The sequence below is a fragment of the Paenibacillus sp. FSL K6-0108 genome, assembly GCF_045040695.1.
Taxonomy (GTDB): Bacteria; Bacillota; Bacilli; order Paenibacillales; family Paenibacillaceae; genus Paenibacillus; species Paenibacillus pabuli_B.
The window spans coordinates 2,529,170-2,550,346 of record NZ_CP150288.1 but is presented as its reverse complement, the minus strand read 5'-3'; the positions used below and the strand labels follow the sequence as shown (position 1 = coordinate 2,550,346).

The 21,177-nt window shown below is 47.8% G+C and carries 14 protein-coding genes; all 14 read right to left on the bottom strand.

Annotation, left to right across the window (positions count from 1 at the left end; all coding sequences use genetic code 11):
• Nucleotides 1–28 precede the first annotated feature (28 nt).
• Nucleotides 29–949, bottom strand: a complete 921-nt coding sequence (locus tag MHB49_RS11795; RefSeq protein ID WP_405156231.1) for a hypothetical protein — start codon at nucleotides 947–949, stop codon at nucleotides 29–31.
• Between the two features lie 390 nt (nucleotides 950–1,339).
• The gene (gene ade / locus MHB49_RS11790) at nucleotides 1,340–3,196 is read right to left on the bottom strand and encodes an adenine deaminase (RefSeq protein WP_405156230.1); all 1,857 of its coding nucleotides are present in this window, start codon (nucleotides 3,194–3,196) and stop codon (nucleotides 1,340–1,342) included.
• 317 nt (nucleotides 3,197–3,513) lie between these two features.
• The gene (gene helD, locus MHB49_RS11785; protein WP_405156229.1) at nucleotides 3,514–5,889 is read right to left on the bottom strand and encodes an RNA polymerase recycling motor HelD; all 2,376 of its coding nucleotides are present in this window, start codon (nucleotides 5,887–5,889) and stop codon (nucleotides 3,514–3,516) included.
• A gap of 241 nt (nucleotides 5,890–6,130) precedes the next feature.
• The gene (locus tag MHB49_RS11780) at nucleotides 6,131–6,592 is read right to left on the bottom strand and encodes a pyridoxamine 5'-phosphate oxidase family protein (protein ID WP_405156228.1); all 462 of its coding nucleotides are present in this window, start codon (nucleotides 6,590–6,592) and stop codon (nucleotides 6,131–6,133) included.
• 149 nt (nucleotides 6,593–6,741) lie between these two features.
• Nucleotides 6,742–7,809, bottom strand: coding sequence for an aromatic acid exporter family protein (locus MHB49_RS11775; RefSeq protein ID WP_076289428.1), 1,068 nt, complete (start codon nucleotides 7,807–7,809; stop codon nucleotides 6,742–6,744).
• 262 nt (nucleotides 7,810–8,071) lie between these two features.
• The gene (locus MHB49_RS11770; RefSeq protein WP_405156227.1) at nucleotides 8,072–8,797 is read right to left on the bottom strand and encodes an HD domain-containing protein; all 726 of its coding nucleotides are present in this window, start codon (nucleotides 8,795–8,797) and stop codon (nucleotides 8,072–8,074) included.
• 1 nt (nucleotide 8,798) lies between these two features.
• Nucleotides 8,799–10,238: an NAD-dependent malic enzyme gene (locus tag MHB49_RS11765; RefSeq protein WP_405156226.1), complete on the bottom strand. Its 1,440-nt coding sequence runs from the start codon at nucleotides 10,236–10,238 to the stop codon at nucleotides 8,799–8,801.
• A gap of 233 nt (nucleotides 10,239–10,471) precedes the next feature.
• Entirely contained in the window at nucleotides 10,472–12,544 is a 2,073-nt protein-coding gene (locus MHB49_RS11760; protein ID WP_405156225.1) for a beta-galactosidase, read from the bottom strand.
• Nucleotides 12,545–12,583: 39 nt separating this feature from the next.
• Nucleotides 12,584–13,693 carry an arabinogalactan endo-beta-1,4-galactanase gene (locus tag MHB49_RS11755; RefSeq protein ID WP_405156224.1) on the bottom strand — a complete coding sequence of 370 codons (1,110 nt, stop codon included), beginning with the start codon at nucleotides 13,691–13,693 and terminating at the stop codon, nucleotides 12,584–12,586.
• Between the two features lie 32 nt (nucleotides 13,694–13,725).
• Entirely contained in the window at nucleotides 13,726–14,604 is an 879-nt protein-coding gene (locus MHB49_RS11750) for a carbohydrate ABC transporter permease (RefSeq protein WP_405156223.1), read from the bottom strand.
• 29 nt (nucleotides 14,605–14,633) lie between these two features.
• Nucleotides 14,634–15,524: a sugar ABC transporter permease gene (locus MHB49_RS11745; RefSeq protein WP_062321959.1), complete on the bottom strand. Its 891-nt coding sequence runs from the start codon at nucleotides 15,522–15,524 to the stop codon at nucleotides 14,634–14,636.
• A 247-nt stretch (nucleotides 15,525–15,771) separates the two neighbouring features.
• Nucleotides 15,772–17,463: a sugar ABC transporter gene (locus MHB49_RS11740; RefSeq protein WP_405156222.1), complete on the bottom strand. Its 1,692-nt coding sequence runs from the start codon at nucleotides 17,461–17,463 to the stop codon at nucleotides 15,772–15,774.
• A gap of 124 nt (nucleotides 17,464–17,587) precedes the next feature.
• Nucleotides 17,588–19,210: a response regulator gene (locus MHB49_RS11735; RefSeq protein WP_405156221.1), complete on the bottom strand. Its 1,623-nt coding sequence runs from the start codon at nucleotides 19,208–19,210 to the stop codon at nucleotides 17,588–17,590.
• Nucleotides 19,211–19,272: 62 nt separating this feature from the next.
• On the bottom strand, nucleotides 19,273–21,045 hold the full coding sequence (locus MHB49_RS11730; protein WP_405156220.1) for a sensor histidine kinase: 1,773 nt from the start codon (nucleotides 21,043–21,045) through the stop codon (nucleotides 19,273–19,275).
• Nucleotides 21,046–21,177: the final 132 nt, after the last annotated feature.

Here is a 21,177-nt window from a genome sequence, read left to right as displayed (position 1 = left end):
TATCATGCCTGATGGATGGAATTTCATTTTACTTTTTCAATGTTTCCCATGAGCTGTACTCATGCACCGAGAATCCGTTATAGGACGAATGAACACTTGCCATTTTCTCGACCAGCTTGAGCTGTTCTTCCATATATGCCGATCCTTCTTCATAAAAGGTAATAAAATCGCCTTCCTTGCTTTGCTTGGTCTCCACGGCAATTGATACCGTTTTACCCAAAAGTGACGCTTCCTCAAGCTCATCCTTCGCCACATTATAGATGGCCGCTGCAGTATCCCGGTAAGCCATAATGGTAATCGAGTCAAACTTGCTGATCATCCAGCTGCTTACATTCATTGTGGAACCCGGGATCTTGTAACCGTCCAGCCAGAAGGGCAAATCCGCAGCTACAGGCATCTTCATCCGAGCAGCCCGATCAACGATATATTGAACGTTCCCTTGCCACTGCGTAATCACACTTGCTTGATTGGTTTTCCACTCTGGATGTACATGAGGTTCGATGTCCAAATGGATGCCGGCAAATTTCTCTTTGGGCTCTACTTGATTTTGATACGCTTCAACCCAGTCCAGAAAATCTGCAATTTGCCCCCGACTCTCTGTCAGTCCCCAAGCTGGTCTTCCATCCATAACGTCCACGGCAATATTTTTCTCTCTGGCTTGACGAATGAAATCCGTATAGTATGGGAGCTTTACATCGCGGTTCATCTGTAGGTAGATCGTATTGATTTTGTTCGTTGCGGCAAACTTTAGCACTAACTGAGGGTTACTTTGAATCTGCGTGGTGTCCCATACCCAGGTTGCTCTTACGGACCCCTGTACCGTTCCATGAATCGTTTCATAACTGTCCACTGAACCAAGTGCAGTAGCCTTGCAAACATACGCATTCCCTGTAAACAGCAGAAAACAACTAAAGAATAAAATAAAATGGTAACCCCTTTTGCTTTTCATATTTACACACTCCCTATCATGTTATGCAGCTCTAACGTGCAAATCCTGATGACATTCTGTCGTTTTATATTCATTCCATAAGCACTATTTCAAAGCACGACTATTTACATTGCTTTTATATGCAACATCATCTCTTAGACTTACGACGAAAGGATCACATAACATTATTTCGGGTATTCACACTTCTGTATTTATAGTCCTTAAGACTCATTTATAAAAAATGTTTTAATTTCAGCTGCATTCCACCTCACCATGGGTCACTTTTTGCATATGTACAATAAACGACTCAAGACCTAGTAAGCGTTTTCTAATGAAACTCAAAAAGGCCGCCCTAAGGCGACCTATGCTTCTCTACCTAATTTAAAGGAAAAACAAATAAGCTATCATTCGTCAGTTTCCTGCAGGAGCAGCCGGTGTATTCTCCACCATCTCATCAAACAGAGATACCAGCTCAATGCCTCCTGCCGAAATGCGTACCAAGCCTTTGTCAGACAAGCGCAATTCCGGAATAACAACAAGCGCCAACAGAGACAGCGTCATAAATGCGTTATTTAACGTACAGCCAGCAGACTGTAACGCTTCACTTATAGCTGCAGATTGAGATGCTACTACTTCAAAAGATTCCGTGGACATCAGTCCTGCAATGCGCAGCGGGAATTCGGTCACACCAGAGGCAGTCACGACTGCTACTCCGCCCTGCATTCCAATGACCCTGTTGCCCGCCTCAGCCATCAATGCGTCATCATTACCGATGATGAGCAGATTGTGGCTGTCATGTGCAACGGTCATCGCAATGGCCGCAGGACCTGTGAAGCCAATGCCCCCAACAAGAGCAACGGCGCGATTGCCCGTTTGTTTGTGACGCTCCAGCACCGCAATTTTGCAGATTTCACCTGATGTTGAAACGACGACATTGCCATGTTCCACCGTGACATTAACATGCTTCTCCTTGGTATCCACATGATTCTCCGTCACATGAATCACCTTTGCTCCAATTGTACCTTCGGTAATCGGCGCAGACAGTTCCATGTCCTTCGGCTGAATATTCGCTTCCAGTTTCACGGTATTCAGCGCCTCTTCCGGGTATGTGAAGCTGTCCCAGACGGCTGTCATTTTGCCGTTCTCTGCCACGACATGCCCTGCGGCAATCGTCATGCCTACACGGACATCAGCCAAGCGTCCATCGAGCAAAATAATATCGGCGATATTCCCCGGAATAACCGCACCAACGTCGCGTGCTACACCGAAACGTTCAGCCGTATTAATTGTCGCCATCTGGAAAGCGGTAACCGGCTTCACCCCTTGAGAAATGGCCAAACGCACAACAAAGTCCATATGGCCTTCTTTGAGCAGTGATTCCGAACTCCGGTCGTCCGTCACCAGCATCATGCGGCGTGTATCCAGGCCAAGCTCTGTGCAGGCCTTAATCGTTTCCGCCACGTCATGCCACGCAGAGCCCTGACGCATTTTGGCGTACATGCCAAGCCGCAGGCGTTCCACCACATCTTCCTTCGTAACACATTCATGATCCCCCGTAACGCCGCTTGCTGCGTAGGCTGGCAGACGCCAGTCATCCGCGGCCCAGGTGAAGTGACCGTCTGCCACCTTTCCTGCTCGAAGCGTCGCCTGAATCTCACCAATCATCGTCTCGTCCCCGTACACAACCCCAGGGAAGTTCATCACTTCACCAAGACCAATCATATCCGGCCCCCAGGAGAGGGCTTCCGCTACTTCTTCCGGTCCAATATAAGCGCCTGTTGTTTCCAGTCCAGGATGGGTGGAAGGAACACAGGAAGCCACCTGCATATAAGCAGCCATGGGCGTCGTCCGAGCTTCATCCAGCATCAATCGCAGACCTTTGAGTCCAAGCACATTGGAGATCTCATGCGGGTCAAAGAATCCTCCCGTTGTACCGGAAGGAAGAACGGCTCTCGCAAACTCCGTTACTTTCATTTGTGTACTTTCAATGTGACAGTGCCCATCCAGCAATCCGGGAGCAATGTATTTGCCTTCTGCCTCAATAATACGGGTATGCTCTCCGATCGTATGGCTTACATCTTTGCCAACATATGCAATCCGGGCTCCCTGTACCGCTACAGACATGCCCGGCAGAATTTCACCCGAAATCACATTAACCAGTGTTCCGCCCCGAATGACCAAGGTCGCAGGCAAGTCTCCCCGGGCCGTTGCCACCAGATCTGGTACGCAATCCGCCATTAATGGGCGTTCAAAAGATGGTGTGTTCATGTTGCTGCCTCCTTCATGAAATAAACGATCCAAAAAAAATAGATTGTTACGATTATATGAGTCTCGCCGTCATGTGTAAAGAAAATTCACACCTATTGTGCGTGAACACAAATGATGGATTATTTTTTATCCATGAAACCTAATCCATCTAATATCATGTCAGAAGAGATATCTATATTTCAAGGATCTCCTCCAGCTATTCACACTCACAGCCAACCTTATGGAGCTTCTTATTCCCCACATCGTATTCCGCAATACACAGAAAAACTCCCGTTCCTTCGAACGGAAGCCTTCTTTAAAGACCATGAAAGACAAAGTTAATCGGCTTGGGCCGCAGACACCTTGCCCATATCATATAATTCTTCGGACTGGGAGGTAATGAACGGGCTCGGTTTACCCATGCAATAGACATGCAGCAGATGCATCGCACGGGTACAAGCCGTATAGAATAGCTTACGCTCATGTTCCTGCGCATATTGTGATGCAGATCCGTCATAGATCAGAACCGCATCAAATTCCACACCTTTAGCCAGATACGCCGGGATGACATGCACACCCCGTTCAAATGCCAGCGTAGTCTTCTTAATCAGCTTCGGTGCCGCAGGCAGTACTTTGCTTAACGCTTCATGGATGTCCTTGCTCTCTTCCGCCGTTTTGCAGATGACCGCAACCGATTCATATCCTTCCTGAATTAGGTGTTTGAGATCGGCTGTAATCATATCCAGATGCTCCTGTTCATTGGAGGAAACGATCACTTTCGGCTTCTCCCCACCGCGGTTAAATGGAACAATCTCTTCTCCACCCGGAACCATGCCGCGAGTAAACTCCACGATTTCCTGTGTGGAACGATAACTTCTCGTCAGCTCAATGACTTCTGTATTTTCCGGTCCATAGAGGTTAGTTAGCGGCCCCGTACCACTCAATACCGATGAGTGTGCATAGATGGCTTGATTAAAATCTCCAAGTGCGGTGAATTTCGATCTCGGGAACAATCTTTTCATAAAGGCGAGCTGGAATGCTGAGTAATCCTGCGCCTCATCAATAATCACATGGCGGATATTGGAGTTAATATGGAAACCGAGCAGCAGCTCACGCAGATACAAATAAGGTGTGATATCCTCATAGGCCAGCTCCTGCACTTTCAGTCTGCGAAGAGTCATCTCACCAATCTCTTCCCAGTGTGAAGGCAGTGCTTCCTCTCCCAAGAGGCGAACCATCTGGGCCCGGTCACTGAACAAGTGCGCGTACAGCTGACGGACATCGACAAAACGTAACGATTTGATCCATTTACGCAAAGGCTTAAGCCGATCACTGACGACCATCCGGGCAAGGATCTCACGTTCCTGCTGGAAATCATCAAACGTGTCCGACTTCCCTTTTTGCTTTCGCTTGAGACGCTGATAGGCACGCTGCAGATCTTCGGGTTCCATAATATCCAGCTGCTGATCTACCCAAGGCGCTTCCAATTCACCTTTGCCAAAGGCCGATAACTCTTTCAGCATCCAGTCCCGCAGGATTTCCAGTCGATTCACCAGCTTGACGGATGGTTCGAAGCTATAGAATTTCTCTGCCATGGCCTCAGCCGTAACAACAGCCCGCCCCTGAAAACGAACCGGTTTGAACTTCATGCCTTCAGACATCATGCTGTCCTTATAGCGCGTTATCACCTTCAGGAAAGATTCGGATGACTTGAAGCGAATGCCCGACATACGCGCTTCGTATTGAGGATCCTCTGTTCCTGTAAGTACGTATTCAAGCTGAATAAATGGATCTTCCAGCTGATATTCACGACCCAGACGGCGTTCCAGATACTCCTGGAAGGTCGTCTGCAGCATATTTTCCTCTCCAAGCTCAGGCAGTACGGTGGAAACATAACTGTTGAACATCGGATTTGGCGAAAAAAGAACCATCTGATCCGCTTGCAGATGCTCGCGGTATTTATAGAGCAAATACGCGACACGCTGGAGTGCAGCGGATGTTTTACCACTGCCGGCAGCTCCCTGCACAATCAGCATGCGAGTCCGGTCATTACGAATAATCCGATTTTGCTCCTTCTGGATTGTCGCCACAATGCTTTTCATCTGTGCATCTGAGGTTCGACTTAGAACGGCCTGTAACAGTTCATCCCCAATCGTAACCCCGGTGTCGAACATAAAGCGAATACGTCCATCCCGAATGACAAACTGCCGCTTCATCTCAATATCGCCACTAATCTCACCGCTCGGTGTATGATACGTGACCGGACCTGGTGCTCCATCATAGTACAAGTTCGATATGGGTGCACGCCAGTCATAGACAAGAAAGGATTCCTCCTTCTCATCCAGCAATGATGCGATCCCCAGATAGATTCGCTCTGCATTTGGATAACCATGTTCCTTAAAATCGATGCGTCCAAAATACGGTGAGTGATGCAGACGTTTCATTTTGTCCAGCGCTGCTGCCGTATTCAGATGACTGCGCTCCCGATCCGATAGAACCTGTGATTGCTGCCTCATACTGGTGGAGGTCTCACCCACGTCATCTGCTTCACTGAAGTTCATGGTGACTTCGTCCCAGAAATCTTTTCTCATCCCCACAACTTCGTCCCGGAAGGAACCTACCTCTTTTTCCAGAATGTCGATTTTTCGATCAATCTGTTCTGTTACAACGTTGACCCGCTGCTGCTCCTCGCTCCATTGCTGGTCTGTACTCATATGTTAATACGCCCCTCTTTCCCCGGATTGTGTCCTCAAAAGCCCATTTGACAAGCCCGAAAAGGATATGGTATAATTAATTAGAAAGTAAACATTTTTATTTTATGTTAATTAGTTCTAATTTTCTGAAAACCATTTTTTATTGTACCAGTGACAACGTCCCGATGCAAGCGGAGGCGTTTTTTGTTGTTTTCATTCTATTATTACCCTCAATTGGGATGAATATAGAACACGCCAACCTTTATCGTCGTAATTCTTCTATGGTCTCTCTCCAGCGTGTGATGGCCCCGGATTCGTCTTTTAATTGAAATGTTATTCCTGAAGTAATCTCCGCATAGGGTGCATGATCTACTCGAACGTTTAACAACTGAGCCTCAAAACGATCTCTCGGATGCAAAGCTTCCATGAGCTGTGGCAGTGAAGTCACATCCAGACGAATAGATAATAAGCTTTGCTGATGAACAGCAATCAAGGTAGCCTTGCCTGTTCGACTCATATTCATACTTGTCTGTGTTCCCGGCCATAAGGCCAGTCTCAGCAAGTTGGGTGCGATAGCAACGACTTCTCCCATACTAATCATCGCCTGATGCGGCCATCCATCTTCGGACACAGTCAGCAATTGCATCGCTTCGTGCTGCTTCTGCTCCAGATCCTGTCCATTGAACCACTCCATCCATTCAGGGCCAAGCTGTGTTAAATTCATTCGTATCTACCTCGGTTCGATTGAGTTGGTTGCGCAAGGTTTGCGCTATGTATACAAAACAACCCGGACACGCTGTCCGGGCTGGTTGTGGTTCCATCCATTGTATAGGATGAAACCACTTCGCCGCAATCCGTACTACAATACAATGTTTACGGCCATTTAAGCCAATTCAGAATTTTATCCTGTGACTCCTTGTCTTCACTGGCACTATGCACATGTTCGGCAAGCCGGTTTAATCGTTCCAGCTGATAGCCATAATCATAGATTGCAGCAGCTACGATGGACAGCCTCAGCATCCCTTCCTGATCAATATCAAACTGGGAAATGGCCTGCTCCATGAAACGATCATTATCCAAAATGAACTGTGCCGCTTCTTCTCCGTTGGGTTTCAGCTTATCCTCGAATTTGAGCAGCGCATGTTCATGGAATTTGATCACAAGCTCCAGATGTGTATCAAAGAACTGATCCATTTCCGGTGTTCGCTGTGCCTGGAAATAATGGCGCTCTACGGAATCCAGCACATCGAATCCTTTTTGCAAACTCAACAGCATCTGTTTGTAGACGACCATCTGCCGAGTCTCGCTAAATTTGGAACGTTTCATCTTCTTCTGCTCTTCCTCAAACAAATTATATTTATCTGACAAAGATTTAATGGAACCGCCCAGATTGTTTTTCTCGTCCCGGAACACCACTTCCTTGATCTCATCCGAGATGGATGTACGCAGCAGCAGTGACATGCCACTGAACACACTCTGGATCTGCTTTACGAACTGGATCTTCGGCTTGGGTGGAAATACCGTGATATTAATGAGAAACGCAGATACAATGCCGACAAGTGTCAGCAGGAAACGGTTCAATGCAAAATGCCAGTCACCCGACGCTTCCATAATCGATACAACGGTTACCAGCGTCAGGCCTACCGTTTCGCCCATATTCAATTTAAGACAAATCATAATAACCAGCACAATAATTAACCCGACGGCGATGGGCTCATTGGACAGCACCATGCCTCCCAGCAGGGCCACAATTGCCCCGAGTGTGGTGGTCTGCAGCTGATCCAGGAAATACTTCCAAGAACGATAAATGGATGGCTGCATCGCAAAGATAGCCGCAATCGCGGCAGGAACGGGAGATTGCGGGTTCAGGAACATGCTGCTAAGGTACAGGGCCAACGTGACCGCAATCCCTGTCTTAAGTACACGTGCACCAAATGACATGGTGACCCCTCCTCTTTTTCGAAACGGATTTCATTCGTTGGATGATCATTATCATTATCATTATCATTATTACCCCATATTTCTTTTTTTGCCCGAATCAATTCAGGAGAACGATTTATTGTATCATGGAAGCCATTTGGTTACCATGCCCTGTATCCTGTAGCTAAGTTAAACTCCCCATTACTTCTATGTATACACAACAATACCCCACACTCCACTTTCGGAAGTAGGGGTATTGTAGGTTTAACTCAAACGGAGAAAGTTATGAGAACCTTCCCTCCCATTCACGCTTAAATTGCTCCACGAACTGTACCATAAAGTCATGACGCTGCTCTGCCAGTTCCTTGCCATAGGACGTGTTCATCAGATCTTTTAGCTTAAACAGCTTTTCGTAAAAGTGATTGATCGTTGTACTGCGTCCATTCCGATATTCCTCCCGCGTCATCTGCTCTCGTGGCGGAAGGGCGGGATCATACATCTCACGGCCTCTCGCACCGGCAAAAGCAAACGTACGCGCAATCCCAATGGCGCCAAGCGCATCCAGACGATCCGCATCCTGCACCACCTGGGCTTCCAGGGATGAAACGGCAGCGCGCTGTCCTCCTGCATAGGAAATGGAATTAATAATGTTTACCACGGCTTCCCGTGTACCTGCTTCAAGCGGCTGGGTATCCAGCCACACATTCAGCTTCGCCAATCCGGCTTCGAGACTTTCGTTCAGCTTCTCATCCGGAACATCATGAAGCAATGCAGCGAGTTCACAGATAAAGGGATCGGCACCCATACGGTGTGCAAGCTCGACTGCTAGCGCGGTCACCCGCTCGATATGAGGCCAGTCATGACCATCCGTATGTGCGGCCATATCTCCCTGTACAAAAACACGAGCCGCCCGAAGAATAGCCTCTCCTGTTAACGTTCCATCAACCTGATCCCCATGCCCTGATTGTTGCATGCTTTGGTTCAGATGTTGAGGGGAATTCTCTTCCATCTTACACGTCCCCGCCTTCGCGAGCTTGTTCACGTGGTATACGTCTTGCAACACCCGTCTTGACCGCTGCCTCAATCACGCGATTGCGCATCGATTTGACAATTTTATCGTTAAATACACTCGGAATAATATAATAACGGGTGCGTTCTTCATCGGAAATGGCTGAAGCAATTGCCTGAGCCGCTGCGAGCTTCATCTCTTCATTAATCTCACTGGCACGGCAATCCAGAACGGCTCTGAACATCCCCGGGAAACACAATACGTTATTGATCTGATTCGGATAATCCGATCGTCCTGTCGCCATGACAGCCACGATGTCTTCCACCACAGATGGCATAATCTCCGGTACCGGATTCGCCATGGCGAAGACAATCGGGTCGGCGGCCATGGTTTGCACATCTTCCCGGGTTAACAGATTACCGCGTGACAAGCCAATGAAGACATCTGCTCCGCGAATTACGTCACGAAGTGAACCTGTCTCCAGTTCCGGGTTGGTACGCGCTGCATAGTCGCTCCATACTTCATTTTCATAGGTATTCGTCCGTACCAATGCACCATCACGATCGACCCCGACAACCCGACTCGCTCCCGCGGACAGCAGAATATTACTGCATGCCACACCAGCTGCACCGATACCACAGACGACAATTTTTACATCCGTGATGGATTTGCCGACCAGCTTGAGTGCATTGATCAGACCTGCATACAATACAACTGCTGTACCATGCTGATCGTCATGAAATACCGGAATGTCCAATTCCTCATTCAGGCGACGCTCGATTTCAAAACAACGCGGTGAGGAAATATCCTCCAGATTAATCCCGCCAAATGCTGGTGAGATCGCTTTCACAGTTCGAATGATTTCCTCAGTATCCTGTGTATCCAGGCAGATTGGGAAAGCGTCCACTCCTGCAAATTGTTTGAACAACATCGCTTTACCTTCCATGACCGGCATCGCGGCACGTGGTCCAATGTTGCCAAGTCCAAGCACGGCACTGCCATCCGATACTACGGCAACCGTATTCCGCTTGATTGTCAGCGAAAATGCCTTTCCAGGCTCTTCTGATATAGCCGAGCATACCCGGGCCACATCCGGTGTATATACACGTGACAGGTCTTCCCGGTTATGAATCGGGACCTTCGGTGTAACCTCGATCTTGCCGCCCAAGTGCAGCAGGAACGTCCGGTCCGATACGTTTATGATGGATGCCCCTTTAAGCTGACGCACCCCTTCTATAATTTTGCTGTTATCTTGTGCATCCGTTACAGCGACAGTTAAGTCGCGCACACTAACATCCTGATTGGTCGAAATGACGTCGATGGCGATGATGTCCCCGCCAGCTTCCGAGATGGCCGAGGCCACTTCCCCAAACTTGATATCTTTTGTTGTCATTTCCAGCCGAATAATAAAGCTGTTGCCGTCTAAATTCCTTTGATTCATTCCAATTCCTCCCAGACTGAAAGTCATGAGTTGCAATGTTACCTGTTTGTCTTCGCTGCGCGGACACGTTTATCCTTTATCTTGCCCAGAAAAAGTACTCAGCGTGCTCTTAGTACGATAAAAAAGGACCACCCTCTCCGTCTAATCGAGACGGTAAGGGTGACCCTTCTGCATGCTATATAACCTTCCAATGGCTGTTATCCCCATATTTTCAGCCAATAAATAATAATATATTATTTACGCTCTGCTGCTCTACGCAGTACCCGGATGTCATATGGCTGCAAATCCAGGCTGCCCTCCACAGCATCACCACTCAGCAGATCACGATAGGACTGGTTGTCCAGTTCTACTTGCTTCGGCTCCGGTGTGTAGTTCTGCACAAAAACATAATCCGCTGTGCCATCTGTACGGATGTGTGCCGTAACTCCAGCAGGAAGCTGAGTTTCAAGAGCACGCTCTATACCCAGATCAGCGATTAAACTGCCATAGAAATCATCGTAAAATGGAGCTTTGAAACGTGTAGCCATATAATAGGCTTTACCTGAACCAAGACGGTTAACGGTCAAAGCAGGCCGTCCGGCATAGAAGTCGGAACGATATGTCGCCAGCGCTTCTGCACCTTCCAGATGAATCAGGTCACATAATTCGAAAGCATCATACTCGGCATTCAGTTGAAGTTCGTTGCCTTTCACAGGCACAACCCCATTCAGATCACGGTCATGCAAGCCGTCAATCTCTTCAGACCAGATCCCCAGCGTCTTGCGAAGCGGTCCAGGGAATCCGCCCAGGAAGCACAGATCATTCTCATTTACGATACCTGACCAATACGTGGCTACAAATGTACCGCCATTTTCCACAAATCGCTCAATACGTTCGCCGACGCCTTCACGTACCAGATAGAGCATAGGTGCGATGAGCAGTTTGTACTTGGAGAGATCAGCATCCATGTCGATCACGTCCACAGGCACACCTTTTTTCCAAAAGGCATCATAATGCCATTCTACCGTCTGCTCGTACTTCACACCGATGTTACGCGGTCCTTGGGAATCCTTTACTGCCCACCGGTTTTCCCAGTCGAAGATGATAGCAACTTCGGCCGGAACGGAAGTGCCAACCACGGCCTGCATTCCTTCCAGTGCCGTTCCTACGTCAGTTACATCCTGGAACACACGGGTATGTTCATGCCCAACATGGTCCACAACCGCTCCATGAAGCTTTTCACTGGAACCCCGACTCTTTCTCCACTGGAAGTACTGTACACTGTCCGAGCCGTGCGCTACTGCTTGCAGAGATGCCAGCAGATGCATGCCAGGACGTTTCAATTTGCTGGTCTCCTGCCAGTTGGTTGAGCTTGGTGTACTCTCCATCAATAGAAACGGCTGCCCACCCTTGATGGAGCGAACGATATCATGCATCATGGCAATTCGGGATGCCAGCGTATCTTCTTCATCCGCATCATGCCATGTCGGATAACTGTCCCAGGACAGGAAATCCAGAATGTCAGCGAACTTCCAGTAGTTCAATCCTTCATAAAATTCCATCAGGTTAGTCGTTACCGGCAGATCGGGATTTTTGGCCTTTAGCGGTTTTGTTTCGTGCACGATAAAGTCAGCAGTCTGATCTGTGACAAACCTGCGCCAGTCCAGATTCATCGCATGGACCTGTGTCTCTCCGTGCGGGGCAGGAGACTCCACTTGACTCCAGTCTGTCACGGTATGACTCCAGAATGTTGTCCACCAAGAGTGATTCAACTCGTCCAGAGTTCCGTATTTGTTTTTCACCCAGCCGCGAAAAGCGTCCTGGCAATAATCACAGTGGCAATCCCCGCCGAATTCATTCGAAATGTGCCAGCCAATGACTGCCGGATGATCCGAGTAACGTTCTGCAAGTTTGGTGTTCATTGCCGTAACCTTCTCCCGGTATACCGGGGATGTATAACAATGGTTGTGACGGAAGCCATGCAGGTTGCGCACCCGATTCGCCCCAACACGCAGCACTTCAGGATACTTGGCCGACATCCAGGCAGGTCTTGCACCGCTTGGGGTAGCCAGAAATGCATAGATTCCATTGGCAGCAAAACGATCCAGTACTTGATCCAGCCACTCAAAAGTGTACACGCCTTCCTCCGGTTCAAGGGATACCCATGAAAAGATGCCAATGGACATTACATTACATTTGGCCAGCTTCATCAGGCGAATATCTTCCTCAAGGACTTCAGGATAGCGGAGCCACTGCTCCGGGTTATAGTCTGCACCATGAAGCATATGAGGTGCTTTGGAACTTACCGGTGGATATTTGTATGTCATGTTGAAAACTCCTTTGTATTTCATTTCATTTTGAATCATCTATTTGATCAATGCAGCACTCGGCTGCTCATCCAATGCCGTGTCATTTTCCTCTCCAGCCTTGAGCGCTGAAAACGATTGCAACTTCTGTCCCTTAAAGTCAAACATCGTCAGGTTGCCCCAGTTATTCGGATGTCCAACAGACCACTCTTCCTTGCTAGGGATCCAGGCAGGCTCCCAGTAATAGAACCCCGCTCCGAGACCGCCCGGAACTTCACGAATAATCTGCAGCAGATCCTTCAGATAACGTGTCTGTCCTTCTACACTTGCCGGATACCCGGGCAGAAGCAGTTCTTCCTGATTCAGAATCCACTCGTGGCCTTCAGGCTGCTCCAATGTCCAAGGATAAGCGGTTTCAACCACATTGATGGGTTTGCCGTAGCGTTTAGCCAGGTCATGCAGATTATCCCGCAGTGCATCCAGTGTTCCATGCCACCAAGGGTAATACGAGAGCCCAATGACATCGAACTCCACACCAAGCGCTTCAAATCGATCATAGAACTTGCGGCTCTCCGCATTATCACCACCGCGGTCTATATGGATCATGATCTTGATGTCAGGATCGATGGATTTAACCGCAGCAATGCCATACTTCACAAGTCCAGCAAAACGCTCCCACTGTTCGTCAGTATCATGCTCTTCCCCACCAACACGCCCTTCATCCCACAACATGCCAGGTGTAATCTCATTTCCCACCTGCACCATATCCGGCAATGCATCATGCTCCTTGAGTGTTCTCAGAACGTCTGCCGTATAGGTACATACCTCACGTTGCAGTTCTTCATAGGACAGCTTCTCCCACGCCTTTGGCTTCCATTGATTGGCTGGATCAGCCCAGCGATCCGAATAATGAAAGTCCAGCAAAAATTGCAAGCCTTGTTCCTTGATCCGTTTGGCTACTGCTACCGTTCGCTCCAGATTACAGAATCCGCCTACAGGATCATTCCAGATTCGCAACCGAATTGCATTGGCATCACCCAGCTTGAGAAGGGTCAGCAAGTCCTCCTGCTGCCCATGCTCATCACGATAGCTCCCACCATGCTGCTCAATTTCATCCATAAATGACACATCCATCCCAAGAATGAATGCCTCTTCCTTTAAATTGCTCACTTTATCAACCTCCGTTTAATTTAGATGCAGGCTCAGCCTTTAACCGAACCCAAGGTCATACCTTTGACAAAGAAGCGCTGCAGGAATGGATACACAATGAGGATTGGCGCACTTCCGATAAAAATCTGTGCCGCTCTTACTGTGGTTTGAGAAATGGTTTCCATCTCTTTTGGGTTCATGGCCATCGTACTCATATCACGTTTGATAATTACGGTCTGCATGAAAGTAGCCAGCGGATAATCCTTGGCATTGTTCATATAGAGCAATCCGTCAAACCATGAGTTCCAGTGAAACACCATGCTGAACAGTGCAATGGTTGCGATCGATGGCATGGAAATCGGCAGGAAAATACTGAACAACGTTCTGAAATGATTGGCTCCATCCATCAGCGCCGCTTCCTCAAGCTCCTTCGGAATACCCCGGAAGAAGTTTAGCATCAGAATAACAAGGAAGGTGTTAACAGCTCCCGGAAGCACCAGCACCCAGAAGGAATCCATCAGGCCGATTTTCTGGATGACCATATAGAAGGGAACCAGTCCCCCATTGAAGATCATACTAAAAACAAAAATCCATGAATAGACGGTTCTACCTTTAAATTCACTATTTTCTTTCGACAACGGGTACGCCGCCAAAAAGGTAATTAGCAACGTAATCCCCGTACCAATAACTGTCCGCAGCAAGGAAATCCAGAGAGAGTTTAGGAAGATCGGATTATTCATCGTTTTTTTGTATGCTTCAAGCGAGAATCCTACCGGCCAAAGGCTGACGATGTTGGCATCTGCGGCAGCCTTGTTACTGAAGGATACAGCCAGGACATGAATCATCGGTACAATACACATAATGGCAACCAAAATGAGAAAACAAATATTAATGACGTTGAACACGCGATAAGGCGTTGATTTATGATACATCGTGGTCCCTTCTTTCTCCGTTCATTCGATTAGAATATGCGGTATCCGGCGTATTTTTTGGCTAAGCTGTATGATACAAGAATCAAGACCATGCTGATGACCGATTTAAATAATCCAATGGCGGTCGCGAAGCCCATCTCTCCATTTTCCAGCGCCGAGCGATAAACGAATGTATCAATAATGTCGCCCGTTTGATATACTAGCGGGTTGTACAGGTTGAAAATCTGATCGAACCCGGCGTTAAGCACGTTGCCCAGTGCCAGTGTTCCAACCACCATCAGCATTGGTACAAGAGACGGAATGGTAATATGCAGCGTCTGCTTCCAACGACCCGCTCCGTCAATCTCTGCTGCTTCATACAGCGCCGGGTTAATGCCGGCAAGGGCAGCCAGGAAGACAATCATGTTATAGCCAAATTCCTTCCACACATCCGTTAAAATGATCGTTGGTCGGAACCAGCTGTTATCGCCAAGAAAGAAATATGGCCCAAGTCCGAATGTCCCGAGTACCCGGTTCACCAGTCCTCCGGTGGATAACAGATCAATCAGAATTCCGCCCAGGATGACCCAAGACAAGAAGTGAGGCAGATACACCAAGGTTTGGATCGTTCGCTGGATCGCCATCTTGCGAACCTCATTGAGCAGAATCGCGAACACAAACGGGACAAACAAGTTAAAGATGAGTTTGAGCACAGCAATGATCAGTGTATTCCAAATGACTTGCAGGCTGTCCTCGCGTTCAAACAAATATCTAAAATTATCAAGCCCGACCCACTCCGAGCCGCTGATGCCGAGCCAAGGTTTGTAGTTCTGAAATGCCATAACAATTCCGCCCATAGGCACATAACTGAATATAATCAGAAAGATAATGGCTGGCAGCAGCATTACGTGGAATGGCCAAGTTCGTTTTAAAGTTCTCATGATTGCTCCCCCTGTAATTCTTCCTACTCAAGTGCTCCCTGAGTGGCTTATACTGCGATTATATCAACCGTTTGCATAGGTCAAACAGCACATAAAAGCAATATAAATGGCACAAAAGCAACCAGTTTGGACTCGCTGTCATTCGAGTCATTCATTCACTGCTGACACACACCTCCCGCAAGCAAATCAAGCTCTCCTAACGACAAAAAAAGCGTGCAGACTGGTTGGTCTGCACGCTCCTGTAGGCTTATTTTTTCACACTGTCATACCATTCGTTGACCTCTTGTGTGATTTGGTCACCGCCACCCGATTTCCACGTTTGTACAAATGTATCGAACGCATCTACCGGATTTTTGCCATAAATAATTTCGTTAAACGTTTGGTTCTCAATTTTATTGAGATAGTCGAGCTTGGATTTCATCGTTGAAGTTGTAGGACCTGTAAACATGTTTTTGAATGAGATGTCCTTCTGGTCAAGCAATACTTTTGCTGCCGCAGGGGTCTCTGGCCCATAGTTCACCGCTACATCTTTCTCCAGCTTTGTTTCTGGTTCCTTGCCATCAGCCAGATTCATCAGGGCTTTCATCTGTGCATCCGGAATACGTGCGCCATCACGAACGAGCAAATAACGTACAACATTCACATATCCACCATCCATATCAGCCGGTTTCACTTGTTTCCCATTTGCATCCAATTGATAATCATAGCCTTCAAACAGACCGTTGTCATACGGACTTCCTTTGGCTGGATCAGCATAGTTGTCGAACAGGTAGTTCTGGTATGTGAAGAATGCTTCCGGATGTTCCATATCTTTTTTGATCAGCGTAACACCATTAACAAATTGTGTTCCGTGACGCATCGCTTTGCCATCAGGGCCTGCCGGAATTGCAATCGGTTTCCACACAGCACTTGGTACATTTTTCACTGTGTCGATCAGCGGCCATCCGCTCATCCAGTAAGGACCAGGGATAATACCAGCTGTACCTGCCACTGCAGGCTCTGCTGTTTTGTTCTCATCCCACAACGCTGCTTCCTGCGGGATATATCCTTTTTTGAGCCATTCGCTCAATTTGGTCAGACCTTGCTTCATGCCCGGATTGATGGAGCCGTACTCCAACTTTCCATCTGCTCCTAAATTCCATTGCTGAGGCAAAGTACCATATGCGCCGAAGATCCAGGATGGATCACCCATCCAGGTGTTCATGGAAGTTTTGAAGCCAATGCTCAGTGGAGTAACCTTGTCTGGAGCCAATCCATCCGGATTTTTATTTTTGAAAGCTTCCATTACGGTTTCCAGTTCGTCAATGGTTTTTGGTGCCTCCAGATTCAGCTTGTCCAGCCAGTCCTGGCGAATCCACAGCAGGTAATCATTGTTGTACGCATAGTCCAGTACGGGAATACCCATTCTTTTGCCGTCACGGCTGTACTGATTCCATACATTGGGATCCTGCTCCATCGCTTTTTTCCATGTATCAGAAGCATATTTGTCGAACAGCGGCCCAACTTCCTGATACATGCCGGAGTCAATCAAATCTTGAGCAACTAAATTATCCGGCTGCCCTATTGTCACAACATCCGGCATTTCCTGACCGGAAGACATTGCAAGACGAAGTTTGGTTGCAAATGCACTGTTCGTATCTGTCACAGACCACAAGGATTTGATTTCAATTCCAAATTTGTCTTTGGCCCACTTGGTTGCCACGTTATTTTCCATCGATTCGCCATTTTTAAATTTCAGCTCAGGGTCGATTCCCCATGCTGTTGTAATCGTTACTGCCGGATCATATTTTTCTTTGTATTCGTTTTCAACGGCTGGCGTGCTCGAACCCGCGTTCTCACCGCCACTACTGCCTCCTCCACATGCAGATAGGATGACAGCGAGACAGGTTGTCGTAGCGAGGAGCGGTAGCCATCTCTTTTTTGTAGATTTCGCTCTCATTTGTTGTTCCCCCTTAATCATTTTGGTTACCCTTTCATTATAGGCCTGCCAGGTCTTTCAGCCTATGTCACGAAAACAAGATTTCTGCACCTTTGGCAACCTATATGTTGGAATGATGTTGAAATTATGCCTGATCCCGATATTCATTCGGCGTCATACCGTAATGCTTTTTGAACATTTTGCTGAAATATTGCGGATTCTGGTACCCCAACTCACTGGTAATCTCGTATATCTTTTTGTTGGTATTTTTGAGCAAATACAATGCACGCTCCATCCGCATGCGAATCATATAATCGCCCAGCCCCTCACCGGTCTCAGCTTTGTAGATCTTGGACAAATAAACGGGATGCAAATACACCTTGTCTGCGATCATCTTCACGGACAGATCCTGTCCTGCGTCTCTGGTTACCATCTCCTGAACCTGCTTGATGACGTGTCTGCGACTCTGTACCCCTTCGTGATCGGAGAGCTCATCCTGCAATTTGGCAAGCATTTCTGTCGCCCAGCGGCGAAGTTTGTCAGGCGATTGAATCAATTGATGCGCCAGCAGCAGGTCAAATCCCGCATGATCAATCTCATGCACGAGATGGCCCTGCTTATGCGCGATATACATAAAAGCATTCGTTACAGACAAATACATCTCATATACATGTTCTCTGGAAAGACATACGCGTTCCGCTGCATCAAAGACGGCATTCAGTTTGCGCGCGGCAGCCTCCCATTGTTTGGTTTCGAGCAATTGAGGCAGTACGGGTGGCTTATAGAGCTCTTCTAGCGCTTGTGCCGCATCGTTCTCCGCGCGTTTGGACAGATCTTTATCCATGTAAATGATTGTATTTTCCTCTGGCCCGGACAACACGAGTGATCCCAGTCCTTTACGATAAGCCGTAGTCAGATCGGAAAATTGAAACGGTGCTGTGACGACCATGGAGAGATCCCCTTGCAAATATCGAATGACATGCTCGCGGAAAGTTCCAGCTGGCTGTTTCAGTTCATCCACATTTGTCTGAGCAGGCTCCGTCCAACCCCCACTCTGTATAATCATGACCAGACATTCATGGGGGCCACGTCCGAACCACACATTGAAATGCGGACCAAACACCTCTTCGGCAATATTGCCCACCGCAAACTCCATCAAATCCAGTGATTGCTGATCCATTGCCGAGAACCTGCCTGTAAGACGAATCAGCATCATGACTGCCGATTGATCCGGCTGGAGCACAATCTCATACTTCTCAAGCTGCTCACCCAGTGCCCGTGCTGAAATCTCGCGGCCCAGCAACAGATCGTGCATCAGATTTTCCCGCAAAATTTTATAATCTGACTTCCGGCTGTATAACAATCGATGGTATTTATCAAATTCATCCCAATCATCCCGAAGGGATGTGATGGCGGCGGAGACCGAAGCCATGAACTCCTCATCGTTCACCGGCTTGAGAATATAATCGGCAGCTTGCAGCTGAATCGCTTTCTTGGCATATTGAAAATCACTGTGTCCGGTCAGCAGAATACAGCGAATATGCGCCCAGCGACTGCTTACCTCCTCAATCAGCTCCAGTCCGGACATGCCTGGCATTCGAATATCGGTCACCACGAGGTCCACCGCATTCTCTTCCAAAATCTGCAGCGCTTCCTTCCCAGATGCCGCACGGAAAACCGTCGTAACCCCGAGTTCTCCCCAGGGAATGGTTAGTTCCAGACTTTCCGTTACATACGTCTCATCATCCACCAGTAAAATATCAATCAAGACAGTCACTCCCTATTTGCTTCGTTATGCAATGTAATCTTTCTTTGGTTATCATGCTGTGATCATATGACGTCTCTATTGCTATCTTTCAATTCAAGAAGATGTTTCTCATCAGCAGGCCAGGACAAGGCAACACGCAGCCCACCGAGCGGTGATTCCGTTATGCTGATGCCCGCCTGGTCCCCATACCTGAGCTGAAGACGCTGATTAACGTTCCACAACCCGCAACCCATCTCTTGATCCATACCTCCTGTGAGTTTGTGGAGCAGCATCTGCCGGGCCAGCTCATTCATACCATGCCCGTCGTCATCTACGGTAAGAATCATCATGCCATTTCTCTGTTCTCCCGACACCCGTATTTCCCCAGCTTCGGCATCGGCTTCAATCCCATGTATAACGGCATTCTCGACCAGTGGTTGTACGATGAGCGGAGGTACCTCCTGCCGCAAAATATCCTCGGATAAGTCAATTTTGAAACGTATTCGGTCCATACGCATCTGCTGAATCTCCAGATAACAGGTGACAAATTCAATTTCCTCTGTGAGCGGCACCACATCACGCTCCTGCCTTGTCGTATACCGATAGTATCGGGACAGATTATGCGACATGGCAACGACAGCGTCGACACGCTTCAACTTGGCCATGCTCGTAATGAACGAGAAACAATTATAGAAAAAGTGTGGATTAATCTGCGATTGCAGCTGTTTCAGCCGGGCTTCACGCACATGAATCTGTTCCAGATACACATGTTCAAACAACTGCTGAATCTGCGCCACCATGGAGTTGAATCGTTCGGACAAAAAGCTGAATTCATTGCGTCCTTTGGGCGTGATTCGGACTGAATAATCCTCCTGCTTCAATCGTTGGAATCCACGAATCAACTGTTTGACAGGGACTTGGACCTGTACATATAACAGATAGGCCACGGCAAAACTCATCAATAGCAGACAGATCATGGCTGAATAGAACAGGATATTGGACTGATGAATCGGCTTCAGAATAGCTGATAATGGCATGTAATCAACCAGATACCAGCCTGTCGTGCTGGACTTTACCGTATTAACCATGTAAGGCTCGCCGTCGATGACTACTGTCCGGTTATCCACATCCTTGAGCTTATCAATGGCTAGCTTGTCCATCAACTGACCTGTCAGGGCACGATCCGAGGTTCGGTTATAGATAACCCCCGTCTCTTCCCGGTAATAGAAGGGATCATGGCGACCATCGTCCTTGAATTTGTCCAGCATATCCCGAATGTTGTCACTGTCGAATTCAAGCTTAATTACAGTCTGCGCATTGGCTGCAGGATCGCTAATGCCGTATGGTGATACGGTGATCCAGCTGAAAATAAATCGCTCATCCTGCCCCTCTTGAATCTTTCGAACATTCCATCCGGATGATATGCTGCCTCGCAGCGTCTGCTGATCGTAATAGCCCGCATCTCGTTCAGAGATGACCCTGCCGAGCGTCGGTGAATAGAGGTACAATTTCGTTGTCCAGTTGGACGAACTCTCCTGGATGCTCAGCTTGTTCTGAATACGTTTGACCAGATTGATCGTATCCAGATCGAAATATTTACTGTCGGCGTAGATCCGCCGGAAACTCGCAATATCCGGATCATGAATGAGCAGATTTGGCCACGAGGATAACAATTCGATGTGTGTATTCACTTGATTTTGAAAAAATTCCAGTTGGTTGCTGTTGGAGCGATTGAGCTCATCCCGCAGAACTGCTGTCGTTTTATGGTTTGAATACCAGTACAGCAGTACGACTGGGACCAGCATAATTAGAATTAAAATGACCATTTTGGAAAATAGATTCGTCCGGTATGACATCTTCTTACCTCACCTTGCCTTCATTAGTCAGTGAATCTAATTTTAACGATGAAAGCGATAAACACAAACTGTTTTTTCTGGGCGAATCCGCTTCATAGCTCAACTGTTACTCCTGACTTAACCTCTTTAAAG